Source organism: Pseudomonas sp. VD-NE ins (assembly GCF_031882575.1).
Lineage (GTDB): Bacteria > Pseudomonadota > Gammaproteobacteria > Pseudomonadales > Pseudomonadaceae > Aquipseudomonas > Aquipseudomonas fluorescens_BZ.
Genome location: NZ_CP134772.1, coordinates 1,590,998 through 1,617,041 on the forward strand (window position 1 = coordinate 1,590,998; position 26,044 = coordinate 1,617,041).

Annotated in this window: 25 protein-coding genes and 1 tRNA gene; 16 read left to right on the forward strand and 10 right to left on the reverse strand. The window is 57.9% G+C overall.

The features are described 5' to 3' along the window. Positions 1-48: 48 nt before the first annotated feature. Together RMV17_RS06920 and RMV17_RS06925 are read right to left on the reverse strand one after the other, a co-directional pair. Complete coding sequence (locus RMV17_RS06920; RefSeq protein WP_034153137.1) at positions 49-1,026, reverse strand: tripartite tricarboxylate transporter substrate binding protein; 978 nt, start codon at positions 1,024-1,026, stop codon at positions 49-51. Positions 1,027-1,079: 53 nt separating this feature from the next. Then, a complete protein-coding gene (locus tag RMV17_RS06925) occupies positions 1,080-2,372 on the reverse strand; it encodes an OprD family porin (protein WP_311886097.1) in 1,293 nt (430 codons plus the stop codon). 236 nt (positions 2,373-2,608) lie between these two features. Between RMV17_RS06925 and RMV17_RS06930 the strand changes: the two genes are divergently transcribed. After that, positions 2,609-3,280 carry a response regulator gene (locus RMV17_RS06930; RefSeq protein WP_034153139.1) on the forward strand — a complete coding sequence of 224 codons (672 nt, stop codon included), beginning with the start codon at positions 2,609-2,611 and terminating at the stop codon, positions 3,278-3,280. Next, positions 3,273-4,658, forward strand: a complete 1,386-nt coding sequence (locus RMV17_RS06935) for a sensor histidine kinase (protein WP_034153140.1) — start codon at positions 3,273-3,275, stop codon at positions 4,656-4,658. The genes RMV17_RS06930 and RMV17_RS06935 overlap by 8 nt, the downstream gene beginning before the upstream one ends. 188 nt (positions 4,659-4,846) lie before the next feature. On the opposite strand, the gene RMV17_RS06940 is transcribed toward RMV17_RS06935, so the two are convergent. Beyond that, positions 4,847-5,668, reverse strand: a complete 822-nt coding sequence (locus tag RMV17_RS06940) for an HDOD domain-containing protein (RefSeq protein ID WP_034153141.1) — start codon at positions 5,666-5,668, stop codon at positions 4,847-4,849. 35 nt (positions 5,669-5,703) lie between these two features. Then, positions 5,704-6,645, reverse strand: coding sequence for a folate-binding protein YgfZ (locus tag RMV17_RS06945; RefSeq protein ID WP_311886098.1), 942 nt, complete (start codon positions 6,643-6,645; stop codon positions 5,704-5,706). A gap of 150 nt (positions 6,646-6,795) precedes the next feature. Here RMV17_RS06945 and RMV17_RS06950 point away from each other — a divergent pair, with 150 nt between their 5' ends. Beyond that, positions 6,796-7,050 carry a succinate dehydrogenase assembly factor 2 gene (locus tag RMV17_RS06950; protein ID WP_034153143.1) on the forward strand — a complete coding sequence of 85 codons (255 nt, stop codon included), beginning with the start codon at positions 6,796-6,798 and terminating at the stop codon, positions 7,048-7,050. Further along, positions 7,034-7,486 carry a protein YgfX gene (locus RMV17_RS06955; protein ID WP_311886099.1) on the forward strand — a complete coding sequence of 151 codons (453 nt, stop codon included), beginning with the start codon at positions 7,034-7,036 and terminating at the stop codon, positions 7,484-7,486. The genes RMV17_RS06950 and RMV17_RS06955 overlap by 17 nt, the downstream gene beginning before the upstream one ends. On the opposite strand, the gene nadB is transcribed toward RMV17_RS06955, so the two are convergent. Further along, on the reverse strand, positions 7,455-9,071 hold the full coding sequence (nadB, locus tag RMV17_RS06960) for an L-aspartate oxidase (protein ID WP_034153145.1): 1,617 nt from the start codon (positions 9,069-9,071) through the stop codon (positions 7,455-7,457). The genes RMV17_RS06955 and nadB overlap by 32 nt on opposite strands. A 558-nt stretch (positions 9,072-9,629) precedes the next feature. Here nadB and rpoE point away from each other — a divergent pair. The 4 genes from rpoE to RMV17_RS06980 all read left to right on the forward strand — a co-directional run bounded on the left by rpoE (position 9,630) and on the right by RMV17_RS06980 (position 13,447). Beyond that, positions 9,630-10,211 carry an RNA polymerase sigma factor RpoE gene (gene rpoE, locus RMV17_RS06965; protein WP_003172477.1) on the forward strand — a complete coding sequence of 194 codons (582 nt, stop codon included), beginning with the start codon at positions 9,630-9,632 and terminating at the stop codon, positions 10,209-10,211. 30 nt (positions 10,212-10,241) lie between these two features. Next, positions 10,242-10,829 carry a sigma-E factor negative regulatory protein gene (locus RMV17_RS06970; RefSeq protein ID WP_034153146.1) on the forward strand — a complete coding sequence of 196 codons (588 nt, stop codon included), beginning with the start codon at positions 10,242-10,244 and terminating at the stop codon, positions 10,827-10,829. An 8-nt stretch (positions 10,830-10,837) separates the two neighbouring features. Next, positions 10,838-11,803 carry a MucB/RseB C-terminal domain-containing protein gene (locus tag RMV17_RS06975; protein ID WP_108225980.1) on the forward strand — a complete coding sequence of 322 codons (966 nt, stop codon included), beginning with the start codon at positions 10,838-10,840 and terminating at the stop codon, positions 11,801-11,803. Between the two features lie 210 nt (positions 11,804-12,013). Then, a complete protein-coding gene (locus RMV17_RS06980; RefSeq protein ID WP_034153148.1) occupies positions 12,014-13,447 on the forward strand; it encodes a DegQ family serine endoprotease in 1,434 nt (477 codons plus the stop codon). A gap of 81 nt (positions 13,448-13,528) precedes the next feature. Here RMV17_RS06980 and RMV17_RS06985 read toward each other — a convergent pair whose 3' ends face one another. Next, the gene (locus RMV17_RS06985) at positions 13,529-14,962 is read right to left on the reverse strand and encodes a M48 family metalloprotease (RefSeq protein ID WP_034153149.1); all 1,434 of its coding nucleotides are present in this window, start codon (positions 14,960-14,962) and stop codon (positions 13,529-13,531) included. A 98-nt stretch (positions 14,963-15,060) separates the two neighbouring features. Here RMV17_RS06985 and RMV17_RS06990 point away from each other — a divergent pair, with 98 nt between their 5' ends. Both RMV17_RS06990 and RMV17_RS06995 read left to right on the forward strand, forming a co-directional pair. Next, entirely contained in the window at positions 15,061-15,300 is a 240-nt protein-coding gene (locus RMV17_RS06990; protein WP_311886100.1) for a sulfurtransferase TusA family protein, read from the forward strand. A gap of 31 nt (positions 15,301-15,331) precedes the next feature. Continuing rightward, entirely contained in the window at positions 15,332-16,402 is a 1,071-nt protein-coding gene (locus RMV17_RS06995) for an AI-2E family transporter (protein ID WP_034153151.1), read from the forward strand. A 135-nt stretch (positions 16,403-16,537) separates the two neighbouring features. Here the strand turns inward: RMV17_RS06995 and RMV17_RS07000 are convergent, their stop codons facing one another. Both RMV17_RS07000 and RMV17_RS07005 read right to left on the reverse strand, forming a co-directional pair. Beyond that, positions 16,538-17,011 (reverse strand): peroxiredoxin, encoded by a 474-nt coding sequence (locus tag RMV17_RS07000; protein ID WP_311886101.1) that lies wholly within the window; start codon positions 17,009-17,011, stop codon positions 16,538-16,540. A 10-nt stretch (positions 17,012-17,021) separates the two neighbouring features. Beyond that, positions 17,022-17,582, reverse strand: a complete 561-nt coding sequence (locus RMV17_RS07005) for a glycine cleavage system protein R (protein WP_034153153.1) — start codon at positions 17,580-17,582, stop codon at positions 17,022-17,024. Positions 17,583-17,910: 328 nt separating this feature from the next. Between RMV17_RS07005 and dapA the strand changes: the two genes are divergently transcribed. The 5 genes from dapA (at position 17,911) to RMV17_RS07030 (ending at position 21,605) form a co-directional block, all read left to right on the forward strand. After that, a complete protein-coding gene (dapA, locus tag RMV17_RS07010; RefSeq protein ID WP_034153154.1) occupies positions 17,911-18,789 on the forward strand; it encodes a 4-hydroxy-tetrahydrodipicolinate synthase in 879 nt (292 codons plus the stop codon). Between the two features lie 17 nt (positions 18,790-18,806). Beyond that, a complete protein-coding gene (gene bamC / locus RMV17_RS07015; RefSeq protein ID WP_311886102.1) occupies positions 18,807-19,922 on the forward strand; it encodes an outer membrane protein assembly factor BamC in 1,116 nt (371 codons plus the stop codon). A 6-nt stretch (positions 19,923-19,928) separates the two neighbouring features. Beyond that, complete coding sequence (locus RMV17_RS07020) at positions 19,929-20,690, forward strand: MBL fold metallo-hydrolase (RefSeq protein ID WP_007911390.1); 762 nt, start codon at positions 19,929-19,931, stop codon at positions 20,688-20,690. Between the two features lie 28 nt (positions 20,691-20,718). Beyond that, positions 20,719-21,432 (forward strand): phosphoribosylaminoimidazolesuccinocarboxamide synthase, encoded by a 714-nt coding sequence (gene purC / locus RMV17_RS07025; protein WP_007911389.1) that lies wholly within the window; start codon positions 20,719-20,721, stop codon positions 21,430-21,432. Between the two features lie 83 nt (positions 21,433-21,515). Next, positions 21,516-21,605 (forward strand) — tRNA-Ser (locus tag RMV17_RS07030). 570 nt (positions 21,606-22,175) lie between these two features. On the opposite strand, the gene RMV17_RS07035 is transcribed toward RMV17_RS07030, so the two are convergent. After that, positions 22,176-24,173, reverse strand: a complete 1,998-nt coding sequence (locus RMV17_RS07035; RefSeq protein WP_311886103.1) for an acyltransferase family protein — start codon at positions 24,171-24,173, stop codon at positions 22,176-22,178. A 435-nt stretch (positions 24,174-24,608) separates the two neighbouring features. Next, entirely contained in the window at positions 24,609-24,800 is a 192-nt protein-coding gene (locus RMV17_RS07040) for a YegP family protein (protein WP_034153157.1), read from the reverse strand. Between the two features lie 278 nt (positions 24,801-25,078). Here RMV17_RS07040 and RMV17_RS07045 point away from each other — a divergent pair, with 278 nt between their 5' ends. After that, positions 25,079-26,044, forward strand: coding sequence for a glycosyltransferase family 2 protein (locus RMV17_RS07045; protein WP_034153158.1), 966 nt, complete (start codon positions 25,079-25,081; stop codon positions 26,042-26,044).

Below are 26,044 nucleotides of genomic sequence, written 5' to 3' on the forward strand. Positions count from 1 at the left end.
CTGGGCCGCGTCCCCGCAACCGGGAACGCAGCCGCTAGACAGAGGCGATCACTGGATCAGGCCGAACTCTTTGGCCAGCACTTTGTAGTCCGCGACTTGCTTCTTCACGTAGGTGTCGAGTTCCGGGCCGGTCATGGCGAACGGGAACAGTTCACGCTGATCGCGAAGCTTGGCGAACTCATCGGAGGCCAGCAGTTTGTCGAACGAGTCTTTCCACCAGGCGTAGTCTTCATCGCTGACTTTTGGCCCCAGGTAGAAGCCGCGCACCACTGGCCAGACGATGTCGTAGCCTTGCTCGCGAGCAGTCGGGATGTCTTTCATTTCCGGCTCGTCGAGGCGCTTGTCGGCGAACACCGCGAGCAGGCGCATGTCGCCGCTCTGGATGTGCGGCATGGAGTCGGAGATGTCGGTGCTGCCGACCTGGATGTGCCCGCCGAGCAGGGCCGTGGCGATTTCGCCGCCACCTTCGAGCGCCACGTAACGCAGGTCACGCGGGTTGATCCCGGCAGCCTTGGCGATCAGTGCAGTTTGCATCCAGTCCTGGCTGCCGACAGTACCGCCGGAACCGATGACCACCGAGCTTGGATCTTTCTTCAATGCCTGAACGAGATCGTCGAGGGTCTTGTAGGGCGAATCGCTTTTCACCGCGATGGCGCCGTAGCTGGTGCCGACCGCTGCCAGCCAACGCACGTTGGTCTCATCGAAACGACCGAACTTGCCCTGGGCCAGGTTCAACAGCGAACCGCTCGACCACGCCACCAGCGTGCCGGCATCGGCCGGACGTTGCGCGACCACAGCGTTGTACGCCACCGCGCCGACTCCACCGGGCATGTAGGTCACACGCATCGGTTTGCTCAGCAGTTTCTGGTTGACCAGTGCGCTCTGCACCAGTTTGCAGGTCAGGTCGAAACCACCGCCGGGGGAGGCCGGGGCGATACATTCCGGACGTTTCGGTTCGGCCATCAGTTGGCCGGCAAACAGGATGCAACTGGCGGCCAGTGCAACTTTACGCAGTGACAGGTTCATTCGATTCTCCACGGGCATTGTTGTTATTCGACGTGTTTTTCACTTACGGGCATTTACCAAAGTGCAACGCTGTAGCTCACCAGCAAACGCACTTCGTCTGCATCGCGAGCCGAGTAGTTGGAGCGGTAAGTGGCATTGCGCAAACGCACGGCGACGTCCTTCAAGGCGCCGCTTTGTACTACATATTTGATCTCGGTGTTGCGTTCCCACTCTTTGCCTTCTTCACCGTTCTTGAGCTTGATGTTGTCACCGCTCAGGTAACGGCTCATGAAGCTCAGGCCTGGAATGCCGAGCTTGGCGAAGTCAAAGTCGTAACGAGCCTGCCAGGAGCGTTCTTCAGCGCCGGCGAAATCGTTGATCTGGACGAAGTTGACCAGGTACGGGTCGCTGCCATCGACATACGGGAAGGCGCTGTCGCCGGACATGTGCTGATAACCGGCGCTGAACTTGTGGCCGCTCAGCGCGTAGCTGACCAGACCGTTGAGCGAGCGGTTGTCGATCTCGCCGCCACGGGCTGCGCCCTGGTCATCACTGACGGCAAAGCGCAGGTCAGTGGCGAACGTACCGTGGCCCATCGGCCGCGAAGCAACGAGGCCGAAGAAGTGCTGGTTGTAGACTTCGTCAAGTTGAGCGAAGTGGTAACTGCCGGTGATCTTGTCGGTGAACTTGTAATCCACGCCGCCAAAATCGAAGTGATTGCCGGCAGCGGTGCCAGCGAAACGGCTGTTCTTGTTGTTGAGGGCGATGTCTTCGAAGTCGGTGCTGTCGCGATCCTTGGCTTTCTCCAGTCGACCACCGGTGAAGGTCAGGTTCTTGATCTCTTTGGAAGTGAGCAAGCCACCTTCAAAGGTCTGCGGCAGGATGCGCCCGTCGTTCGGTTTGAGGATCGGCAGTTCGGGAATCAGGCTGCCGATTTTAAGTTCCGTGGCGGAAATTTTCACTTTGCCGGTCAGGCCGACTTTCGAGTATTCATCGGCGGCGCGCCCGTCATCGTGGGTCGGCAGCAGGCCGGTGCCGGTGCGGTCCGGACTTGAATCGAGTTTGACGCCGAGCATGCCCAACGCATCGACACCGAACCCCACGGTGCCATCGGTGTAACCCGATTGCAGATTGAGCATGAAGCCCTGGGCCCATTCGTCACGCTTGGATTGCTGGGCGCTGGTGCCATCGCGAAAGTCGCGGTTGAAATACATGTTGCGGGTTTCGAAGGTGGCGCTGCTGTCTTCAATGAAGTCGGCAAAACTCAACGGCGAAAAGCCGGCAAGGGCGGCGGCACTGACGAGGGCGGTGTGGCTGAAACGGGAAGGGCGAACAGGCGTGGACGCCTGAGGCTGCATGGACGGCATGCGGGTGTACTCCGTTTATTGTTCTTATTGGTCGAAAACGCTTCGAGGCGTTTTTCGTTGCGCTGTGTGGCATCAGCGACGGCAGTCGGAACTGTCCGTGGGCCGACTGTAACCAGCTAACCTTTCGCTAACCTTTCAGCAGACTTTCAAGGTTTTCGGGCTTCACAGCGGCGGTTGCGGCTGTAAACTCCGCGGCAAAGCGTGGCGTTGGCCATCCCTGAACGAGGTAAAAATCCATGCGTGTCCTGCTCGTCGAAGACCATCTGCAACTGGCCGAAAGTGTCGCTCAGGCGCTCAAGAGCACCGGTCTGACCGTGGATGTGTTGCACGATGGCGTGGCTGCCGATCTGGCGCTGGGCAGTGAGGAATACGCTGTGGCGATCCTCGATGTCGGCCTGCCGCGCATGGACGGTTTCGAGGTGCTCGCGCGTTTGCGCGCACGCGGCAAGAATCTGCCGGTGCTGATGCTCACCGCGCGCAGTGATGTGAAAGATCGCGTCCATGGTCTCAATCTCGGTGCCGACGATTACCTCGCCAAACCGTTCGAACTGACTGAACTGGAAGCGCGGGTCAAAGCCTTGTTACGCCGTAGTGTGCTCGGTGGCGAACGCCAACAGCGTTGTGGCGTGCTGGCCTATGACCTCGACACCCGGCGCTTCACCCTCGGTGAAGAATTGCTGACCCTGACATCCCGCGAGCAAGCGGTGCTGGAAGCGCTGATCGCCCGTCCGGGACGAGTGATGAGCAAGGAGCAACTGGCCGCGCAGGTATTCGGTCTCGATGAAGAGGCCAGCCCCGACGCGATCGAAATCTACGTGCATCGCTTGCGCAAGAAACTCGACGGCCAACCCGTCGCCATCGTGACTTTCCGTGGTCTCGGTTACCTGCTGGAAAGCCGCGATGCATAAGCCCAGCAGCCTGCGCTGGCGCTTGCTGTGGAACCTCGCATTGCTGCTGGTGGTGTTGATGCTCGCCAGTGGTTTAAGCGCTTACTGGAATGGTCGCGAAGCGGCAGACACCGCGTACGACCGCACGTTGCTGGCCTCGGCGCGGACCATCGCGGCGGGCCTGTCGCAACGTGACGGCACACTGAGCGCCGATGTGCCTTACGTCGCGCTTGATACCTTCGCTTACGACAGCGCCGGGCGGATTTACTATCAGGTCAACGATATCCATCAAAAGCTGATTTCCGGCTACGAAAACCTCCCCGGCCCGCCGCCGGGGACACCGCGCACCGACAGTTATCCAGCGTTGGCGCGTTTCTACAACGCCACCTACAAAGGGCAGAACGTGCGCGTGGTCAGTCTGCTGAAAGCAGTGACCGAACCGAACATGAACGGCATGGCGGAAATCCGCGTCGCCGAAACCGACGAAGCGCGGGTGAGCATGGCGCGCAGTCTGGCGGCTGATACTTTGCTGCGATTGGGCATGTTGGCGATCGGCGCGTTGTTGCTGGTGTGGTTCGCGGTCAGTGCCGCATTGCGCCCGTTGGAGCGCTTGCGTACAGCGGTGGAAGAGCGGCAGCCCGATGACTTGCGGCCGCTGCCATTGGTTGAAGTGCAGCATGAGCTGTGGCCGTTGGTGCGTGGACTCAACCATTTCACCGAGCGCCTGCGTGGTCAGTTTGAACGGCAGGCGCAGTTCATCGCCGACGCGGCCCACGAACTGCGCACACCCTTGGCGGCGCTGAAGGCTCGGCTTGAATTGGGCCTGCGTTCGAACGATCCCGAGACGTGGCGCACGACATTGGAGTCTTCGGCGCAAAGCACCGACCGCCTGACTCATCTGGCCAATCAGTTGCTGTCGCTGGCGCGCGTCGAAAACGGCGCCCGGGCGATTGCCGAGGGCGGCGCGCAGTTGCTCGATCTGAGTCAGTTGGCCCGGGAACTGGGCATGGCCATGGCGCCACTGGCACACAAGCGCGGGGTGGCGCTGGCGCTGGAGGCGGACGAACCGGTCTGGCTGCGCGGTGAGCCGACGTTGCTCAATGAGTTGCTGAGCAATCTGGTAGACAACGCCTTGGCGCATACGCCGCCGGGCGGCAATGTAATTTTGCGCGTCACGGCGCCGGCGGTGCTAGAAGTTGAAGATGACGGGCCGGGCATTCCGCTGGAGGAGCGCGATCGGGTGTTCGAGCGGTTCTACCGGCGTAATCAGCAGGTGGCGGGTTCTGGGTTGGGGTTGGCGATTGTCGGCGAGATCTGCCGGGCGCATCTGGCGCAGATCAGTCTGCATGATGGTGAGCAGGCGGGGTTGAAGGTGCGAGTCAGTTTTATTGCCGGCTGATTGTGGTGGTTTTTCTGGCCCTTTCGCGAGCAGGCTCGCTCCCACAGGGGAATGCATTTCAATGTGTGAATCAGCTGTGCTCCCACAGGGGAATGCATTTCAATGTGTGAATCAGCTGTGCTCTCACAGGGGAATGCATTTCATTGTGGGAGCGAGCCTGCTCGCGAATGGGGCGGCGCGGTTTCGGATCAGTAAAACATCGTCCGCGACTCTTCCAGATCTTCACACAGCGCTTTGTTCTCAGGATCAATCCCAAGCTTTCTGAACGCCGGCACGCTCAGTGGATCAATCCGCGCAAACGGATGATCCGTGTCCTTGTGGCAATACAGGCTCGCCACCTGCACCAGATCGACGTAATCAATGGCCGTCGAATCGCGTTTGAAGTCCTGATAGCGCCCCGGCAATTCCACCAGTCGCTCCGGGAACTCCCAGACGCGCAACAACTTGTCGCCAAGCAGCGGATGAATATGGTCGATTACATGATTGAGGCTGACCGGATCCGACAGCAGCTCATAGTGATCTTCGGCGTAGGTCAGAATCGGCAACACGCCGATCTGATGCACGAGCCCGCCGAGCGCTGCCTGATCGGGTTTGAGCTGCGTGTAGCGGCGGCACAACGCATAACTGACCCCGGCAATTTCCAGGCTCTTGCGCCAGACTTCGCGCATCTTCTGTTCGACCACTTCCGAGCGGGCGTGGAAGATCTGCTCCATCACCAGGCCGATCGCCAGGTTGCTGCTGTAGTTGATGCCCAACCGGGTGATGGCCGTGTGCAGGTCGGTAACTTCCTGCGCGGCGCGCAGCAGCGGGCTGTTGACCACTTTGATCAGGCGCGCCGACAGCGCGGTGTCACGGCCGATCACTTTGCTCAGGTCGCTGACGCTGATTTCCGGGTCTTCAGCGGCCTTGCGAATCTGCAGGGCCACTTCCGGCAACGTGGGCAGAACCAGGTCATCGTTATCGATGGCCTCAACCAAATCCTGTTGGACTTTTTCCGCCAGTTCGCTCATTTAAACTCTCTAGGGTGTTGCAACAAATGCTGCGATCAGCGCTGGATTTCGCGGTCGCGATCCAGTTCGTAAGGCAGGTCGAGCAGATGCAGCGCGGGACCTTCGAGGGTGCCCAGATGCAAATCACCGGCTTCGGCAGCTTCGGCCTGCAGCACCGCCAGGAGTTCAATGTTTTGCCCGGCCTTGGCAGCCAACACCACTTCACCGATGGAGCTGTTGTGGCTTGGCGCAAACAGTTGTGTGCCAGGCTCTGGCAAATCAGCAGTGTCCAGGCTCAGGCGATACAGACGACGCTTGAGTTTGCCCAGGTACTGCATGCGCGCGACGATTTCCTGGCCGGTGTAGCAACCTTTCTTGAAACTCACGCCGCCGACGGCTTGCAGGTTGAGCATCTGCGGGATGAACAGCTCGCGGGTGCTCGGCATGACCTGGCCAATACCGGCGCGGATCTGGCCCAGCAGCCATTGATTGAGCTCAGCCTCAGGCAGGATGGTGGACAATTTGGCTTTGATGGCATCCGCCTGATCGGCCGGTGCCCAGAGTTCGGCGCGATCGGGCGAGACGCGAATCGCGATCAGGCCTTCATTACGCACGACGCTGTCGGTTTCCGCTGGCAACTCCAGGCCGAGGCTGGTCAAGGCGTCGTCGCCATTCTCCACGCCGAAACGCACCCAAGCGGCACTTTCGTCGGTCAGTTTCGATTTGGAGAACACCGCGTACTTTTTCAGGTCCGCCAGTTGCGGCTCCAGCAGCTCGCTGGCCATCGCCAGGACCACGCCGTCGCCTTCGAGCAGAATACGAAAGCTCGACTGCATCCGGCCTTTCTGTGTGCAGCGCGCACCAAGGCTGGCGCGATTATCGCTCAGGTAATTGAGGTTGCAGGTCAACTGGCCTTGCAGGAATTTTCCGGCATCCGCGCCGCGAACCGCGAGAACGCCTTCATGAGACAGGGTGCAGAAAAAAGCAGAATCGGCCATGGGTCTTCGCAGGGTAAATAGACTGGGGCACATCATAAGGGGGCATGGTTGAAATGGGTAGTTGATAAAGGATCGGTGGTGCCCGACCAAAGCCGACTGTGCGACCCGTCTCGGGGCTGTATACTTGCCGGCAAATTTGAGGAGGGCTCCATGGTCGAACAAGTTGAACTGAATCGCCTCTTTTGGCACAGCCGTCGCGGCATGCTTGAGCTTGACGTGTTGCTGGTGCCGTTTGTGAAGGAGGTCTACGCAGACCTGAATCAGGTAGATCGCGATTTGTACGTGCGCCTGCTGGAGTGCGAGGATCAGGACATGTTCGGCTGGTTCATGGAGCGCAGCGAGTCTGAAGATCCGGAACTGCAGCGCATGGTTCGCATGATCCTGGATCGTGTCCAGCCCAAGTAACACGTTCGAATGCCGCTGGCATGCCTCGCGGCAGTTGCTGGCGGCGTATCTGTTGGCCCAGGCGTTCGCGCTGGGCGCCTTGTTTCTGCTGTCAATTCCACTCTGGGCCAGTCTGCTCGGGGCTTTTGGCTGTCTGCTGCATGGCTTTTGGGTGTTGCCAAGGCAGATTCTGTTGAATCACCCTGAGGCTTTTTGTGGTTTGCGCCGCGATGCTGATGGCTGGCAGTTGTGGAATCAGGCCAATGGTTGGCAAGCCGTGCAGTTGAGGCCGGACAGCCTGGCGCTGCCGTTGCTTGTGGTATTGCGCTTTCGCTTGCGTGGGGAATGGCGAATCAGGTCGATCTGCGTACCACGGGACTCGCAGGCGGCGGACTTGCACCGGCGCCTGCGAGTACGGCTCAAGTTCAGCCGACGTAGGTGGGCGGCACCAGAATAGTGTCGAGCGCCTCGGGAAGCAGGTCGGGATAGTCGAGGGTGTAATGGAGGCCTCGACTTTCCTTGCGCTCCATGGCTGAGCAAATCATCAGTTCGGCGACTTGTGCCAGGTTACGCAATTCGATCAGATCGCGGCTGACTTTATAGTTGCTGTAGAACTCGTCGATCTCGTCCAGCAGCAGTCGCACGCGGTGTTGCGCTCGTTGCAGGCGCTTGTTGGTGCGCACGATGCCGACGTAGTCCCACATGAACCGCCGCAGTTCATCCCAGTTGTGCGCGATGATCACGTCTTCGTCGGAATCAGTCACCTGGCTGGCATCCCACGCGGGCAGGGCGTTTGGCGCGGTGACATCGTCCAGTTGCGCGAGGATGTCGGCCGCTGCCGAGCGGGCATAGACGAAGCATTCCAGCAGTGAATTGCTGGCCATGCGGTTGGCGCCATGCAGGCCGGTGAAGCTGGTTTCACCAATCGCATACAGGCCGGGAACATCGGTGCGGCCATTCTGATCGACCATTACACCGCCGCAGGTGTAATGCGCGGCCGGTACGACCGGGATCGGCTGCTTGGTGATGTCGATGCCGAAACCGAGGCAGCGCTCATAAACAGTCGGGAAGTGACTTTTAATGAACGCTTCGGGCTTGTGGCTGATATCGAGATACACGCAGTCGACGCCCAAGCGCTTCATTTCATGGTCAATGGCCCGGGCGACGATGTCGCGTGGTGCCAGTTCGGCGCGCTTGTCAAAGCGATACATGAAGCGTTCGCCATTCGGCAGCTTCAAATGGGCGCCTTCGCCGCGCAGGGCTTCGGTGATCAAAAAACTCTTGGCTTGCGGGTGATAAAGGCAGGTCGGGTGGAATTGATTGAATTCCAGGTTCGCCACGCGACAGCCCGAACGCCAGGCCATGGCGATGCCATCACCGCAGGCGCCATCGGGGTTACTGGTATAGAGGTAGACCTTGGCCGCGCCGCCCGAGGCCAGAATCACAAAGCGTGCGCCGTAAGTGTCGACTTCGCCGGTTTTACGGTTGAGAACGTAGGCGCCGAGGCAGCGTTCGCCTTCCATGCCCAGGCGTCGCTCGGTGATCAGGTCAACGGCAACCCGCTGTTCCAGCAGTTCGATGTTCGAACGCTCTTTGGCCTGAGCCAGCAAGGTTTTGAAGATTGCCGCACCCGTTGCATCGGCCGCATGGATGATGCGTCGGTGGCTGTGACCGCCTTCACGGGTCAGATGGAACTCGAATCCGCCATCCTCTGTGCCGGACTGATCGTCGCGCGTGAAGGGGACGCCTTGATCGATCAGCCACTGGATGGCTTCGCGGCTGTGCTCGACGGTGAAGCGTACAGCGTCTTCATGGCACAGACCGCCGCCGGCATTCAGGGTGTCATCGACATGGGATTCGACAGTGTCGGTGTCGTCGAGCACGGCGGCAACGCCACCCTGGGCCCAAAAAGTCGATCCATTGGCGAGATCGCCCTTGCTCAATACGGCAATGCGCAAATGACCCGGCAGGGTCAGCGCGAGACTCAAACCGGCAGCACCGCTGCCTATGACCAGAACATCATGTTGGAATTGTTGGCTCATTACAGGATTCCGCTCAAAGCGACCCGGGTCGGGGGTGGAGCAAGACAGCTGGATCGGCGAGTCAAGACAGCCACACAGCCCACTAGTATATAGAGGGGTGGGGCGGCACAATAGCCGGGCCCATATGGCATTGTGAAACTACTGTGAACGAAAAAGCCGTGTGCTTCGTCGGAAGTTTTTTTTACCCGTTTGGGGAAAAGGCGACTGTATCGGTGCTGAAACAGACTTTTTCTGCACAGGGTTGCCCAATGTCGGGTGGCGACGGCTATAAATAATTGGAACTTTTGCCAAGGGCCCAAGATCAATAGTCGGTGCCAGAGATAAGGGACAGTGTCGGCTTCAGTGCGGAATCTGTGGTTGGATTCCTGCCGGCGAAACCGATGACAAGATTATTCGCGCAGCCGGTTTATCCCGAGCTGCGTTTTTCGTGCGTGCCAAATCAGAGCCCGCAGGAAACTTGCCTTGAGGGGGAGAACTTTTGCGAAAAGCCCGAGTCTATGTTTGCAAGTCTGGTCGTTTAGTTATGCAAGTCTCCTCCGGGCTTATCGAGGAGTGTTCATGCTAACCCAGGAAGAGGATCAGCAGCTGGTCGAGCGCGTTCAACGCGGCGACAAGCGAGCTTTCGATCTGTTGGTGCTGAAGTATCAGCACAAGATTCTCGGGTTGATCGTGCGTTTTGTGCACGACACCCATGAAGCCCAGGACGTGGCTCAGGAAGCCTTTATCAAGGCGTATCGAGCACTTGGAAACTTTCGCGGCGACAGTGCGTTTTATACGTGGCTGTACCGTATTGCCATTAACACGGCAAAGAATTACCTCGTTTCACGCGGCCGCCGGCCGCCGGATAGCGATGTAAGTTCCGAAGACGCAGAGTTCTACGATGGCGATCACGGCCTCAAGGATCTCGAGTCACCAGAACGTGCACTGCTGCGGGATGAGATCGAAGGCACCGTCCATCGAACCATCCAGCAACTGCCAGAGGATTTGCGTACGGCTTTAACTTTACGTGAATTCGATGGTCTGAGTTACGAGGACATTGCGAGCGTCATGCAATGTCCGGTGGGTACCGTGCGCTCCCGGATTTTCCGCGCCCGGGAGGCCATCGATAAAGCCCTGCAGCCGTTGTTGCAGGAAAACTGAGACAGCGGCGACAGCCAAGAGAGGAACGCCATGAGTCGTGAAGCCCTGCAGGAATCGCTGTCCGCAGTGATGGATAACGAAGCGGACGAACTGGAATTGCGTCGAGTGCTTAATGCACTGGATGATGTTGATACCCGTGAGACCTGGGCTCGTTACCAGATCGCTCGGGCAGCCATGCACAAGGATCTGCTGCTTCCACGTCTGGATATCGCTGCGGCAGTGTCTGCTGCACTGGAAGACGAAACGGCTCCGGCCAAAGTATCTCGCAGCCCATGGCGCAACCTCGGCCGTCTGGCTGTTGCTGCCTCGGTGACTGTTGCCGTTCTGGCCGGTGTTCGCCTGTACAACCAGGACGAAATCGCTGGCGTCGAACTGGCTCAGCAATCCAATCAGCCAACCCTGGCGACCCCGCAGGTCAAAGGTCCGGCTGTTCTGGCAGGCTATAGTGAGAGTTCGGAAGCTACTGGTCCTATGGCCAACGGCGTACTGCAAGGTCAGCCAGGCTGGCACGATCAGCGTCTGCCAGGTTACTTGCGTCAGCACGCTCAACAGGCTGCACTGAAAGGCACTGAAAGCGCGTTGCCATACGCACGTGCAGCAAGCCTGGAAAACCGTTAAGGAGGATCATGCGCGCCATACCTCTACTTTCGCTTCTGCTGAGTGGCTGGTTCATTGTTCCAGCCCATGCTGATGAGGCCCAGGACTGGTTGACCCGTCTGGGCCAGGCCGAGCAGCAGCAAAGCTTTCACGGCACATTCGTTTACGAGCGTAACGGTAGTTTTTCTACCCATAACATCTGGCATCGCGTCCAGAATGGCCAGGTCCGCGAGCGTTTACTCCAGCTCGACGGTTCGGCGCAGGAAGTCGTGCGCATTGATGGACACACTCAATGCGTCAGTGGCACCCTGATTGCCGGGCTGGGGGATTCTCCCAACTCAGCCGCTCGTCCCCTCGATCCGCAAAAGCTGAAAAACTGGTATGACCTTGCCGTCATCGGCAAATCGCGCGTGGCTGGGCGAGACGCAGTGATCGTATCGCTGACGCCTCGCGATCAGCATCGTTACGGGTTTGAGCTGCATCTGGACAAGAAAACGGGCTTGCCGTTGAAGTCGTTGCTGCTGAACGACAAGGGACAGTTGCTCGAACGCTTCCAGTTCACCAGTCTCAATACTGACGAAGTCCCTTCGGACAAAGATTTGCAGGCCGATGCCGACTGTAAAGCGATTACGCTCGACAGCGACAAGGCTTCGGCCGTCAAGACCGCACAGGTCTGGCACTCTGAATGGCTGCCGCCGGGTTTTGAATTGACCAGCAGCACCTCGCACAAAGATCCGGAAACCAAGACACAGGTCAACAGCCTGCTGTATGACGATGGTCTGGCGCGGTTCTCGGTGTTCCTTGAGCCTTTGAACGGAGCAACAGTGACCGATACGCGGACTCAACTTGGCCCGACCGTTGCCGTTTCTCGTCGCCTGACTACCCCCGACGGCGAAATGATGGTCACGGTGGTTGGCGAGATTCCGATTGGCACCGCCGAACGAATTGCTCTGTCGATGCGTAATACCGATGGCACTGCAACCAGCAAGCAGTGAGCTGATTTCAGTCATTACCAGTCCTTCGTCGAGACGTAGATGAAATGTTTGCTGAGCATTTTCATTTGCAAATACCCCGAAAATTTTTTATAGGTCAGAGCCTCACGGCTCTGGCCTTGTTTGTTGTTCCCGGAACAAAAATGCCGGTCGGTGGTTTCCGGTGTTCCTTGCTCCATATCGCTTAACCCTGCTCGTCGTAACGGGAGCTGTATGTCGATACCAAGTTTGAAATCTTATCTCTCCATTTTCGCCACCGTGCTGTTGCTCGGTCAGGCGGTGCCTGCTGCGCAAGCGGCTGATCTGCCTGACTTCACCCAATTGGTCGAACAGGCTTCGCCAGCCGTGGTGAACATCAGTACCACGCAGAAACTGCCGGATCGCAAAGTGAACCAGCAGATGCCCGATCTGGAAGGCCTGCCGCCGATGCTGCGCGAGTTCTTCGAACGTGGCATGCCGCCTCAGCAGCGTTCGCCGGGCGGTGGTGGTCGTCAGCGTGAAGCGCAGTCGCTGGGTTCGGGCTTCATCATTTCCCCGGATGGCTACATCCTGACCAACAACCATGTGATTGCCGATGCTGACGAAATTCTCGTGCGTCTGGCTGATCGCAGCGAAATGAAAGCCAAGCTGATCGGCACCGACCCGCGTTCCGACGTGGCCTTGCTGAAAATCGAAGGCAAAGATCTGCCGGTGCTTAAACTCGGCAAATCCCAAGACCTGAAAGCTGGTCAGTGGGTTGTCGCGATCGGCTCGCCGTTCGGCTTTGATCACACCGTGACCCAAGGCATCGTCAGTGCCGTGGGCCGCAGTCTGCCGAACGAAAACTACGTGCCGTTCATTCAGACTGACGTACCGATCAACCCGGGCAACTCCGGTGGTCCGCTGTTCAACCTGAACGGTGAAGTGGTGGGCATCAACTCGCAGATCTACACCCGTTCGGGCGGCTTCATGGGCGTGTCGTTCGCGATCCCGATCGACGTGGCGATGGATGTGTCCAATCAGCTGAAGAGCGGCGGCAAAGTCAGCCGTGGCTGGCTGGGCGTGGTCATCCAGGAAGTGAACAAGGATCTGGCAGAGTCGTTCGGTCTGGATAAACCGGCCGGCGCGCTGGTTGCACAGATTCAGGACGATGGTCCGGCCGCCAAGGGTGGTCTGCAAGTCGGCGACGTGATCCTGAGCATGAACGGCCAGCCGATCGTCATGTCTGCAGACCTGCCGCATCTGGTCGGCGCATTGAAGGCTGGTGCGAAAGCCAATCTGGAAGTGATTCGTGAAGGCAAGCGCAAGAACGTCGAACTGACGGTTGGCGCGATCCCGGACGAAGACAAGGAGCTGGATGCACTGCCGAAGTCCGGCACTGAAAGCACCAGCAACCGCCTCGGTGTTTCGGTAGGCGAGCTGACCGCCGAGCAGAAGAAAACCTACGACCTCAAAGGTGGTGTGGTAATCAAGGAAGTGCAGGATGGTCCTGCGGCCCTGATCGGTCTGCAGCCAGGTGACGTGATCACGCACTTGAACAATCAAGCCATCGGCTCCACCAAGGAGTTCGGCGAGATCGCCAAAGCGCTGCCGAAGAACCGTTCGGTGTCGATGCGCGTTCTGCGTCAAGGTCGCGCCAGCTTCATCACCTTCAAGCTGGCTGAATAATCCAGCGGCAGGGTAAAAAAGAAACCGCCTCGAAAGAGGCGGTTTTTTTATGCCTGAAGCTTTTGTCCCGGCGGGTAACGATCAGCCCATCATGTCCTTGACCATCCGCTCCTGCTCCATCAGCTCACGCTGGCGGGCATCAATGCGTGAGGACAGTGGGAAGTTGCTGCCAGCCTTGCGCTTGGCAAAGTCCAACTGCTGGATTGCCTGACGGTAATCGCCGACCAATGCGAAGTACTCCGCGCGCGCCTGATGCAGGCCGATGATATTGCCGGACAAGCCACGTGTTTCGGCGACCTGATACCAGACGTCCGGATCATCCGGACGTGACTTGAGTAGCGCTTCCAGGGCCTTCTCGGCATCCGGCGCGCGGTTCTGTTTGAGCAGCAGATCCACGCGAACCTGATTCAATGGATAGTTGCCCGGATATTGCGTGAGCATCCGGTCCACCCGGGACTGTGCATCCGGCAGGCGATTATTGGTGATGTCCAGATCGACCTGAGCAAGGTTGTAGATGATTTCGTTCGGCGAGGTCGCCAGCAGTTGCTTGAGATTCTCGCGCGCCTCATTCAACTGGCCACCCTTGATCTGGGCAATCGCCAGACCGTAGCGCGCCACGTCGTTTTTCGGGTTTTCATCCAGTTGCGCACGGAAACGCTTGGCGCCCAATCCCGGGGTTTCTTCGTAGATCAGTTGCACGCGTGCGCGGATCAACTGATAGCGCTTGGAGTCTTCAATGCCGCCCGGTTTGGCCTGTTCGGCGCGGTTGCGGGTGTCGGCGATACGCGATTCGGTCACCGGGTGAGTCAGGAGGAATTCCGGTGGCTTGGCGTCGAAACGATATTGACGCATCAAGCGTTCGAACATGGTCGGCATCGAGCGCGGGTCATACCCGGCCTTTTCCAGGTTGAGAATGCCGATGCGGTCGGCTTCCTGCTCGTTCTGGCGGGAAAAGGTGCGTTGCGACTGAATCGCCGCTGCCTGCGTACCGGCGATGGTCGCAATGCCGGCATCGCCGCCACCGGCCGCCGCAATGACGATCCCGGCCAGCAGCGCAGCCATCATCGGCACCTGCATCCGCTGCGAAGCTTCGACGCCACGAGCGAAGTGGCGTTGTGACAAGTGCGCCAATTCGTGCGCCAGTACCGAGGCATATTCACCCTCGGTCTGCGCATTGAGGAACAAGCCACCGTTGACCCCGACCACGCCACCTGGCGCCGCGAAGGCGTTGAGCTGCGGGCTGTTGATCAGAATGAATTCAAGGCGCCGGTCAGTGACCTGGCTGGTCTCTACCAGTTTATAAACGCTGGATTCGACGTAGTCCTTGAGCTGCGGATCGTTGAGCTGTGAAACCTGGCTACGCAACATCGCCAGCCAGGCGCGGCCGAGCTGATATTCCTGTTGCGGCGAGACAATGGCAGAACTGGCGTCGCCGAGTGACGGCAGATCGTCGGCAAAGCCTGGTGAGGCGAGCAGGCAAGCGAGCGTCAGCAGGGTAGGGCGCAGAAAAGTCATGCACAAAGCCTTAGAAGACAAAGACCTTACTGTAGCCGGACACCGGAGCTGCGACCAGATATTCTAGGCAGCTCGACGAACCGAACCGGAGTGACGCAATGACTGACGCTGTAGCCCATGACGTGGAACTGGACGCCAGTGGCCTGAGTTGTCCGTTGCCGTTGCTCAAGGCAAAAATGGAACTCAACAAGCTCCAGAGTGGCGCCGTCCTCAAGGTCATCGCGACTGACGCCGGCTCGCAGCGCGACTTTCGCACCTTTGCCAGATTGGCCGGTCATACGCTGCTGCGCGAAGAAGACGAAGCAGGCGTTTACCGTTACTGGTTGAAAAAGGCCTGAAACCGACAGCGAAAAGACCTAAGGATTATTGATGTTCAAAGTGTTACGCGACTGGATTCAGCGCTACTTCTCCGATGAAGAAGCTGTAGTGCTGGCGGTGCTGCTGTTTCTCGCCTTTACCGCAGTGCTCACGCTTGGCGGCATGCTCGCGCCGGTGTTGGCGGGGATGGTGCTGGCGTATCTGATGCAGGGCCTGGTGGTCACGCTGGAACGTCTGCGCGTCCCGGGTGGCGTGGCGGTAGGGTTGGTGTTCGCGCTGTTCATGGGCGTGCTGATGCTGTTTATCGTCGTGGTGCTGCCGTTGCTCTGGCATCAGTTGATCACGCTGTTCAACGAGCTGCCCGGGATGCTCGCCAAATGGCAGTCGCTGTTGTTGCTGTTGCCCGAGCGCTATCCGCATCTGGTCTCTGACGAGCAAGTGTTGCAGGCGATCGAAGCGGCGCGTGGCGAGATCGGCAAGTTCGGCCAGTGGGCGCTGACGTTCTCGCTGTCGAGTCTGCCGCTGCTGGTGAACATCATGATCTACCTGGTGCTGGTGCCGATCCTGGTGTTCTTCTTCCTCAAGGACCGGGCGATGATCGGCGAGTGGGTGCGTGGTTATCTGCCGCGTGAGCGCGCGCTGATCACTCGGGTTGCGCAGGAAATGAACCGGCAGATCGCCAACTACATTCGCGGCAAGGTCATCGAGATCGTGATTTGCGGTGGTGTGACCTACATCGCTTTCGTCGCGCTCGGACTCAATTATGCGGCGCTGCTGGCGTTGCTGGTCGGTGTGTCGGTGGTGGTGCCGTACGTCGGTGCGGTGGTGGTGACCGTGCCGGTGCTGCTGATTGCGCTATTCCAGTGGGGCTGGAGCGATCAGTTCATCTATCTGATGGCGGTCTACGGAATTATTCAGACGCTGGATGGCAACGTGCTGGTGCCGTTGCTGTTCTCGGAGGCGGTCAACCTGCACCCGGTGGCAATTATCTGCGCGGTGCTGTTGTTTGGCGGATTGTGGGGATTCTGGGGGGTGTTCTTTGCGATCCCGCTGGCGACGCTGTTCAAGGCTGTGCTGGATGCGTGGCCGCGCCAAGAGCCGGCGGTGGCGCCGCTGCTGTAGCGGTTGATCCAGATTGTTCGGTGCGGCTTAAGGCCTCATCGCTGGCAAGCCAGCTCCCACAGGGTTTTCGGTGCACACAAAACCTGTGGGAGCTGGCTTGCCAGCGATGGCGTCAGAGAAGACGCCAGAGAACCATCAGGCCTTGTTCAGATCCTGAGCAGCGGCCAATACTGCATCCACATGCCCCGGCACTTTCACACCACGCCATTCCTGACGCAGCACACCGTCCTTATCAATCAGGAACGTGCTGCGATCAACGCCCAGGTATTCCTTGCCATACAGCTTCTTCAACTTGATCACGTCGAACAATTGGCAGACGGCCTCATCCTTGTCGCTGATCAGCTCGAACGGAAACGCCTGCTTGCACTTGAAGTTCTCGTGGGACTTCAGGCTGTCGCGGGAGATACCGAATATCTCGGTATTGGCTGCCTGGAACGCGGCGTACTGATCACGAAAGCCCTGGCCTTCGGTAGTGCAGCCCGGGGTGCTGTCCTTCGGGTAGAAATAGATCACCACTTGTTTGCCCTTGAGGGCGGACAGGCTGACAGTCTGCCCGCTGGTGGCAGGTGCTTCGAAATCGGCAACCGGTTGGTCGATGACTACGGCCATGAAAGCTTCCTTACATTGGGTTCTGTGGGCGCCAAGGCTCGATCAGTGCATCGAGGTTCATCGCGTCGGAGAAGTCGAGGAACTGGTCGCGCAGCCAGCTGATCTGGGTGCCGGCCGGCAGGGTCACGGTGAACGTGGCGTTGAGCATGGTGCCGCCGGTCTGTGGCGCCTGATACGTATCGCAGGTCAGGTTCTCCAGTTCGACGTTGTGATCCATGAAGAACTGGCACAGCTCATTGATGATGTCCGGGCGATACGCCGAACTGACGTAAGCCACGTACGGCAACGCCTGTGGACGATTTTCCAGCGGCGCGCTGCGCACCACGTTGGCGGTGAAAGCGTGTTTCTTGGCCAGGCCCGGCAAGCTGCCTTCCAGGCGGGCGAGGGCGTCCCAGCTACCGGAGACTTCAAGGACCAGTGCACTGCACTCACCGTGGCGAGTCAGGCGTGAAGTAACCACGGCGCAGCGATTTTCATGGCTGGCGCGGCACAGGACGTTAGTCAGCTCCATGGGGTTGGCGCCGAGGGCACTGATGACAAGGAATTGTTCGCGAACTGTGGGGGTGGACATGCAGCATTCCTAAAGCGATGAGCGGTCGGTAGGTTATCGGGCGTTGGCTGCCGGGGAGTGCCTGTTCTGGCGGTCCGTACAAAGAGGCCCGGCAAGCTCGCGGCTCGCTCCACTATAGCGGGAGCGCGTCGATGCGACGCAGGAACGGGGTCTGGGAGGCCGAAAAGGGAGGCTGGAACCCGGCGTACAAGCTGATCAGTACCGATCAAAGTCTGAAGGGTAGCGAAAAGCGACGCCAAGGGGAATGGCGGCAGCGCAGTACTTCGCTTGTGCAAGCATCTTGGCGCCAGTACCATTACCGCTCTCTTTTTCCGGCAGGAGCGGTTTCATGATTGCGGGCAGTATGGTGGCACTGGTCACTCCCATGGATGCACAAGGGCGTCTTGACTGGGACAGCCTCAGCAAACTCGTGGACTTCCATCTCAAGAACGGTACCCATGCCATTGTCGCGGTCGGTACTACCGGCGAGTCGGCAACCCTTGATGTAGAAGAACACATCGCTGTCATCAAAGCCGTGGTCAAACAGGTTGCCGGACGCATTCCGGTCATCGCCGGCACTGGCGCAAACTCGACCCGCGAAGCCGTCGAGCTGACCCGCAACGCCAAGGAAGCCGGCGCCGATGCCTGCCTGCTGGTCGTTCCGTACTACAACAAGCCGACTCAGGAAGGCCTGTACCAGCACTTCAAGTACATTGCTGAAGCGGTCGACATTCCACAGATTCTCTACAACGTTCCTGGCCGCACCTCTTGCGACATGCAGGCCGAGACCGTGATTCGCCTGTCCACCGTGCCGAACATCATCGGCATCAAGGAAGCCACCGGCGACCTGAAACGCGCCAAAGCGATCATCGATGGTGTGAGCAAGGATTTCATCGTGCTGTCCGGCGATGATCCGACTGCCGTTGAACTGATCCTGCTGGGCGGTAAAGGCAACATCTCGGTGACTGCCAACGTCGCACCACGCGAAATGGCCGATCTGTGCGAGGCTGCGCTGAAAGGCGACGCCGACACCGCACGGGCGATCAACGAAAAACTGATGCCACTGCACAAAGACCTGTTCATCGAAGCCAACCCGATTCCGGTGAAGTGGGCTCTGGTTGAAATGGGCCTGATGCACGAAGGCATCCGCCTGCCACTGACCTGGCTGAGCACACCTTGTCACGAAACGCTGCGCTCGGCCCTGCGCCAGTGCAGCGTCCTGGTTTAATTGAGGAAGTACAACGCATGAAGCGAATGGCCGGACTTTCCGCACTTGCCTTGATTATCTCCAGCACCAGCGGCTGCGGATGGGTCTGGGGGCCGGAAGGTTATTTCCGCGACCGTGGTAGCGATTACCTGCAAGCGCAACAGACTGCACCGATGCAACTGCCGCCGGAAGTCAGCACTTCCAAGCGTCTGGATCCGCTTTTGCCGATCCCGCGTAACGTCGCTGATGACACCGCCAAGGGCGAATACATTGTGCCGCGTCCTCAGCCGCTGTCGGCCGTTGCCGATGCCAGCGATTACTCACTGCAGAAGAGCGGTGACTCGCGTTGGGTCGTGGCCCAGCACCCACCGGCCGAAGTCTGGCCAGTGGCGGTGCAGTTCTTCCAGGACAACGGTTTCCGTCTGGATGAACAGCGCCCGCAAACCGGCGAATTCACCACCACCTGGCAGCATTCCGACGAACTGTCCGCGGCCATGGCCAAGCGCCTGAGCGCAGCTGGCATCGCCAGCGACAGCGAAACCCGCGTGCGTGTGCGGATCGAGCCGGGCGTGCAGCGCAACACCAGTGAAATCTACGTGGTCAGCGCCGAGCGTCCTGCCGGCAGCACTGCCGACGTGGCCTTCACCAACCGTTCGGTCAACACTGGCCTGGACGCGGCGCTGGTCGACGACATGCTCGCGAGCATGAGCCGTATCTCCGAGAAGGGCGGTTCGGTGTCGATGCTGGCCTCGCGTGATTTCGATACGCCAAGCCGCGTCAGCCTCAGCGAAGACGGCAGCGGCAACCCGGTGTTGAACGTCGGTACCGATCTGGACCGTGCCTGGTCGAGCGTTGGCCGTGCACTGGAACAAGGCGAATGGCGCGTTGAAGACATCAACCGTAGCCTCGGCCTGTACTACATCAACCTGGCCGAAAAAGCCGAGAAGAAAGACGACAAGCCTGGTTTCTTCAGCAGCCTGTTCGGCAGTGCGCCGAGCAAGGAAGAAGTTGAAGCCCGTGCCGAGCGTTATCAGGTTCGCCTGAGCAAGGTTGGCGAGAACATTCAGGTGACCGTCGAGAAAAACATTAACACCGTTGCGCCGGCTGAAGTGGCACGCAAAGTGTTGAGCGTGATTCAGGACAACCTGGGCTGATCAACCATGCGTTTTGCCGTTCTCGGCAGCGGTAGCCAAGGGAACGGCACGCTGATCGCCAGTGCTGATACGTATGTGCTGGTGGATTGTGGTTTTTCCCTTCGGGAAACCGAAAAACGCCTGTTGCGCCTGGGTGTGAACCCGGCGCAACTGAGCGCGATACTCGTAACCCACGAACATGCCGACCACGTGCATGGCGTGGGTTTGCTGTCTCGGCGCTACAATCTACCGGTCTACCTCAGTCGCGGCACACTGCGCGGGATGCGCAAACCGATCGAACCCGCAGGTTTTCTGGCCGGCGGCGAGCAACTGCAGATCGGTGCACTGAACATCGGGGTCATTGCCGTGGCCCATGATGCGCAGGAACCGACCCAGTATGTCTTCAGTGATCACGAGCAGCGGCGCTTCGGCCTGCTGACCGACCTGGGTTCCTACTGCGAGCGGGTGCTGGACGGTTATCGGGATCTCGATGCGTTGATGATCGAGTCCAATCATTGCCGCGACATGCTGGCCCGTGGTCATTACCCGTACTTTCTCAAGCAACGGGTGGGCGGCGAGCTGGGACATTTGAACAACCATCAGGCGGCATTCCTGGTGTCCGAGTTGGGCTGGCAGGGCTTGCAACATTTGGTCCTGGCCCATCTGAGCAGCAAGAACAACCTGCCGCAGCTGGCCCGGCAATGTTTTGTCGACACCCTCGGGTGCGACCCGGACTGGCTGCAACTGGCCGATCAAGATTCAGGGCTCGACTGGCGCCACATCGCCTAGCCCACCTACTTAGCAAGCGGAGCCCATCATGGAAAAACGTGAAGAACTCTACCGCGGCAAAGCCAAATCGGTTTACAAGACCGACGACGCTGACCGCTTGATCCTGCTGTTTCGCAACGACACCTCAGCGTTCGACGGCAAGCGCATCGAGCAGCTCGACCGCAAAGGCATGGTCAACAACAAGTTCAACGCCTTCATCATGCAGAAACTCGAAGCGGCCGGCGTACCGACCCAATTCGACAAGCTGCTGGCCGACAACGAAGTGCTGGTCAAGAAGCTCGACATGATCCCGGTCGAGTGCGTCGTGCGTAACTACGCCGCCGGCAGCCTGGTCAAGCGTCTGGGCGTCGAAGAAGGCCTGAAGCTCAACCCTTACACCTTCGAACTGTTCCTCAAGGACGACGCCAAGGGCGACCCGTTCATCAACGAATCCCACGTCGTGGCGTTCGGTTGGGGCACCGCCGAGCAACTGGTTCGCATGAAAGAACTGTCGCTCAAGGTCAACGAAGTCCTGACCAAGCTGTTCGACGACGCCGGCCTGCTGCTGGTCGACTTCAAGCTTGAATTTGGCGTGTTCAGCGACGGCTCCATCGTCCTCGGCGACGAGTTCAGCCCGGACGGCTGCCGTCTGTGGGACAAGGACACCAAGAAGAAGATGGACAAAGACCGCTTCCGTCAGGGCCTCGGTGACGTCATCGAAGCCTATGAAGAAGTCGCCAATCGTCTGGGCGTACCGCTTTAATCGACGCAAGCATCTGATAGCACGAAGAAAATTTCGAAAGAGGGTTTGCTTTCGGTAAAAGTGTTGTTATGATGCGCGCCGTTGGAGAGATGCCAGAGTGGCCGAATGGGACGGATTCGAAATCCGTTGTACCTTCACCGGTACCTAGGGTTCGAATCCCTATCTCTCCGCCATTATTGAACAAGACTAAGCCCCCGTAATCATTGCTGATTACGGGGGTTTTTTCGTTTCCGGGCTTTCGTTCAGGGCGTTTCCAAGGCTAAAGGCACCTAAGGGCGCCCCGGGGCATTGCGCGGTTCCCTGCACTGCAATTTGGCCTTGTTCGGTGATGAGCGACTGTCGCGCACCCCTAAGCTGCTTGAGCGGCTGCAAGGGGCCTCTGAGTCGGTTGCGTGTTCTTGGTGGGGGGTGAACTGAACTCGCTGGCAGATCGGCAGATCGGCAGATCGGAGGAGGAAGGCAGGCTATCACTCGCAAGATCAAAGGCGGCCCTGACGGGTATGCAGATCGACTGGAGTTATGGGGTATCAAAGGCGTCGGCGAACGGGGGGGGCTGATTGCCCTCGCGTGTGCCTGGCTCTTATCAATGTAATCCGTTTGCGCTCGCATTGATCATGTCGTTGCTGGCCTGACCAAAGACGTCGTGCATTCAGCAATCTTTTCCGAATGCACAAGTTTCCTATTGTCGTCCTTGATTCCAGCCAGTCAGCTCTACCCAGAGATCAATTGGCTATGGTTAACGACTAAAGTTGTGAGGTGCGCTCATTTTTTTCGTGGAGCAGAGATTTTAGAATGTAGGGAGCAACGTATTGTGAGCCATACATGGATAGATGGTTTCTGTCGTTGTATAGAACTTTTCCGCCCTTCGCAGCGTAGCAACTGTCGGAATCGCAGAACAGCGACGATAAATCAATTATTTTTACGTTAACGAAGTCTTTTGCAACGCGTTGAACAATCTCTTTATAAGCGGAATTTACACTGTCCTGATCGTACACTTCCCTCGGGAATGAGCAGCCATCATTCTTTTCGGTAATTCTAAAAGGTCTCGTCACACATGCCGATGGGTCAAATGGCAGGGTTGGATTGTCCAAAACCACCACAACGTTTTTCTTTGCTTCAGACAGCATTTCGAAGGATCTTCTCATGCCTGATTCGAGGACTTTTCTGAAATCTTTCTCAGCAGGGTTTCGAATGTCTACAGCGTCCTCCCAAGAGCATTTTGGGTTATGCGCAAGTAGTACGTTTACTACGCTGCTGTCTTTTGATGCGTAATCATAAGCCTCATTGATTAGACGATAGGCATTCGCGCGAACCTTCGCGGCGGCTTTGTCCTTTTGTGCAGTAGACGTATCATAAAAGGGTGCAGCACAACTGGCCGGAAACACAGCTAAACCTTGGTCGGCCGTAGAGTAGGTGCTTAGACCAGCAAATAGGTGTGCTGCATGTGAGTCGCCTATAACCGTGCTGGTAATCGAGCCGTCCTGAATCAGGCAGGGGTTATCAGTCATGGTGTTCCAGTCGGGAAATCTGATTGCGCAATTCGTCAGGGAAATGGCAGTATTCTTCTCGATGGCTCGGGCTACTTCGTTTTTAGTCTCTAGCGGGGTAGCGGTTGGGTGTTTATAGGTTGCAAATCCACCAAGCGCGATAACTATCATCAGTCCGACAAACGCCGGGGTTTGACGTGGCTGCTTTACTATTCCCGCGCGAAGCGGCTTCTCGATTAATGAGTAAGTAATCCACGCCAGTAATAGTGATGCTGCGACCGCTGCCGATCTTATCTCAATGCTGGTTTCTTCACTTTGGACTATGCGGGCGAACGCAAGCAGAGGCCAGTGCCAGAGGTACAGTGGAAAGCTGATCAAACCTATAGCTACAGCCATCCGTGTTGAGAAAATTCTTCTGTTAATTATAGATGAAGGTCCTGCTGCTATTAGCAGCAATGAACCCAGCACAGGAAGTATTGCGCGCCAGCCTGGGAATTGATCGCTCGACTTGAAGCTAAATAGTGCGAAAAATATGAGTGCGAGCCCGGCAGCGCTTAGCGCGTCATTGAGTCTGGCATGCTGTCCTTCGAACTTCGACACCCACCACGGCTGTAAGCAAGCCCATGCCAGCAATGTGCCTGCCAGCAGTTCCCATGCGCGGGTCGGCAGAAGGTAGAATGTGGCGTTTGGATCTATACTTATGAAGTAGAGATTCAAAAGCAGTGAAACCAATCCAATGGCCAAAATTATCTTGATGGCGCTAAGTCTTACCTTCCATGCCGCCCAAAGTATAATAGGGAATAGCAGGTAGAATTGCTCTTCAATTGCTAGTGACCATAGATGCAGTAATGGTTTTAGTTCTGCTGCGGTGTCGAAATATCCGCTCTCGTACCAGAATGAAAAATTCGCTACAAATCCTGCGCCCGCTGCGATTTGCTTGGATAGTTCGGTCATCTCATTCGGTAACAAGACAAGCTTTCCAGCGACCCAGCAAGATACTAGCACCAGGGTTAAGGCTGGAAAGATTCGACGTATCCTTCGGGCGTAAAAATCTGAAAAGCTGAAAGTGCCTCGGTCAATGCTTTTAAGTAGTATGGTGCCGATCAAGAAACCGGATATGACAAAGAATATATCAACGCCTACGAATCCTCCTGGCACCAGAGTCGGGAACGCATGAAAGATCACGACAGAAATAACAGCCAGCGCACGAAGGCCGTCTATGTCTCTTCTGTATTTTAAATTGGGGTTTGTCATTGACGTTGGCTCATTTTATTGCTAGGTGCGAGGCGAGGGCGGAAGGTCGCGATAGTGCCATTATTTTATTGCTTAGGAAACTCCGATCTACTTGCCGCTACACGCAGCAAATTGAAAACAGCTTTGGCGTTCAGCGATATCTACTGCGAAGGGGAGATTTTGTTGGGGGTTAATAAGGGCGGCGAATCCCTCTCTCTTCGCCATTACACAGAAAAAGCCCCGTAGACAAATCTAGGGGGCTTTCTCGTTTCAGCAGAAGCAACATCACTTCCGCACCAGGCATTCACGACTGCGAATGCCCCTGCTTCCTTTTGATCAAGTCATTCACATCCTTATGCGTCGAGTTAGGCGAGGACTTGTCCTCGCAGGCTGAGCTGAGGAGGGTTTTCACTTCTTCCCTGGCATTGGGGATAAAGACTGCATCGACCCGCGCAGTTAAATCTCCTTAACCGGCGTCTCCCCTTGCACAGCCTTGATCAACCCGATCACATGCAAGCAATCCGCCTTGTTCACGTAAGACTCGCCACTGGCGATGGTCTCGTGGTTACCCGCCCTCAGTCTCCAGCGCCATTGCCCTTTGCCGGTGCTCGGGGTGCCTCTGGTTTGCCTGTAAATCTCGAAATACATTCAGTTCGCTCCATGCGATTTATTTGTGCGGCAACCTCTGTGACGCATCGACGCAAGCCTAGCGCGGACGTTTTTTTTCGCTATCTGACATTTGTTTCCAATCGTTCGCGGATGTTTCTGAAGGGCGCGGTCTAGAGCGCGGCAATTGGCCTGTGGATTGGCCAATATGACGCCGTCTGATCCTTGCAACGTCGTCGACGCTCCTGCTTAATACGGGACGGCTCATGGCGTCGAATATCGTTCGACGACCGACAAACACTATAAAAAGAGCACTCCTTTTGACTGAGCACGGAACGCAACAGGACGGGCAGGTGACGTTATCGCTGGTGATCCCCGTTTTTAACGAGGAGGACAGCCTTGATACGTTTCTACGGCGTATCAATGAGGTCTTTCAGGCGCAAGCGTTGATCGATCTTGAGCTGGTGTTCGTCAACGACGGCAGCACCGATGCCACCCTCGAACGCCTGCTCGAACATCAGCGGCACGATGCGCGGCTGCGTATCGTCGACCTGAGCCGCAACTTCGGCAAGGAAGCGGCGCTGTCCGCCGGTTTGCAGACCGCGACGGGGCAGATCGTGGTGCCAATTGACGCCGATCTGCAGGACCCGCCCGAGGTTATTCTGCAGATGATCGAGCGCTGGCGAGAAGGCTTTGAAGTGGTGCTCGGTCATCGCGTCAGCCGTCGCAGCGACACCTGGGCCAAGCAGACGTCGGCCCACTGGTTCTATCGCTTGCACAACAAAATTGCCGAACAACCTTTACCTGAAAACGTCGGCGATTTTCGTCTGATGGATCGCTGCGTCGTCGATGCGTTGCTGACGCTGCCCGAATCCCGGCGCTTCATGAAAGGCCTGTTCGCCTGGGTCGGATTTCGCACCACCCGCGTCGATTACGAACGCCCGGAGCGCGTGGCGGGGCAGAGCAAGTTCAACGGCTGGCGCCTGTGGAATTTCGCGTTGGAGGGCATCACCAGTTTCAGCACCGAGCCGCTGCGGATCTGGACGTATGTGGGCGCGCTGGTGTCGCTGGTGTCTTTTGCGTTCGCCATGTTCATTGTCCTGCGCACGCTGATTCACGGTGTCGACATGCCCGGTTATGCCTCGCTGATGGTGGCCGTGACATTTCTCGGTGGGCTGCAATTGATCGGCATCGGGGTGCTCGGTGAGTACCTGGGCCGCACGTATATCGAATCCAAACGCCGACCGGTTTTTCTGGTGCGTCGCGTCTACGACCCCAAGGACTGA

Coding starts and splice junctions, on each gene's coding strand:
- RMV17_RS06920 (WP_034153137.1), bottom strand. CDS start 1,026: ATGAACCTGTCACTGCGTAAAGTTGCACTGGCCGCCAGTTGCATCCTG.
- RMV17_RS06925 (WP_311886097.1), bottom strand. CDS start 2,372: ATGCCGTCCATGCAGCCTCAGGCGTCCACGCCTGTTCGCCCTTCCCGT.
- RMV17_RS06930 (WP_034153139.1), top strand. CDS start 2,609: ATGCGTGTCCTGCTCGTCGAAGACCATCTGCAACTGGCCGAAAGTGTC.
- RMV17_RS06935 (WP_034153140.1), top strand. CDS start 3,273: ATGCATAAGCCCAGCAGCCTGCGCTGGCGCTTGCTGTGGAACCTCGCA.
- RMV17_RS06940 (WP_034153141.1), bottom strand. CDS start 5,668: ATGAGCGAACTGGCGGAAAAAGTCCAACAGGATTTGGTTGAGGCCATC.
- RMV17_RS06945 (WP_311886098.1), bottom strand. CDS start 6,645: ATGGCCGATTCTGCTTTTTTCTGCACCCTGTCTCATGAAGGCGTTCTC.
- RMV17_RS06950 (WP_034153143.1), top strand. CDS start 6,796: ATGGTCGAACAAGTTGAACTGAATCGCCTCTTTTGGCACAGCCGTCGC.
- nadB (WP_034153145.1), bottom strand. CDS start 9,071: ATGAGCCAACAATTCCAACATGATGTTCTGGTCATAGGCAGCGGTGCT.
- rpoE (WP_003172477.1), top strand. CDS start 9,630: ATGCTAACCCAGGAAGAGGATCAGCAGCTGGTCGAGCGCGTTCAACGC.
- RMV17_RS06970 (WP_034153146.1), top strand. CDS start 10,242: ATGAGTCGTGAAGCCCTGCAGGAATCGCTGTCCGCAGTGATGGATAAC.
- RMV17_RS06975 (WP_108225980.1), top strand. CDS start 10,838: ATGCGCGCCATACCTCTACTTTCGCTTCTGCTGAGTGGCTGGTTCATT.
- RMV17_RS06980 (WP_034153148.1), top strand. CDS start 12,014: ATGTCGATACCAAGTTTGAAATCTTATCTCTCCATTTTCGCCACCGTG.
- RMV17_RS06985 (WP_034153149.1), bottom strand. CDS start 14,962: ATGACTTTTCTGCGCCCTACCCTGCTGACGCTCGCTTGCCTGCTCGCC.
- RMV17_RS06990 (WP_311886100.1), top strand. CDS start 15,061: ATGACTGACGCTGTAGCCCATGACGTGGAACTGGACGCCAGTGGCCTG.
- RMV17_RS06995 (WP_034153151.1), top strand. CDS start 15,332: ATGTTCAAAGTGTTACGCGACTGGATTCAGCGCTACTTCTCCGATGAA.
- RMV17_RS07000 (WP_311886101.1), bottom strand. CDS start 17,011: ATGGCCGTAGTCATCGACCAACCGGTTGCCGATTTCGAAGCACCTGCC.
- RMV17_RS07005 (WP_034153153.1), bottom strand. CDS start 17,582: ATGTCCACCCCCACAGTTCGCGAACAATTCCTTGTCATCAGTGCCCTC.
- dapA (WP_034153154.1), top strand. CDS start 17,911: ATGATTGCGGGCAGTATGGTGGCACTGGTCACTCCCATGGATGCACAA.
- bamC (WP_311886102.1), top strand. CDS start 18,807: ATGAAGCGAATGGCCGGACTTTCCGCACTTGCCTTGATTATCTCCAGC.
- RMV17_RS07020 (WP_007911390.1), top strand. CDS start 19,929: ATGCGTTTTGCCGTTCTCGGCAGCGGTAGCCAAGGGAACGGCACGCTG.
- purC (WP_007911389.1), top strand. CDS start 20,719: ATGGAAAAACGTGAAGAACTCTACCGCGGCAAAGCCAAATCGGTTTAC.
- RMV17_RS07035 (WP_311886103.1), bottom strand. CDS start 24,173: ATGACAAACCCCAATTTAAAATACAGAAGAGACATAGACGGCCTTCGT.
- RMV17_RS07040 (WP_034153157.1), bottom strand. CDS start 24,800: ATGTATTTCGAGATTTACAGGCAAACCAGAGGCACCCCGAGCACCGGC.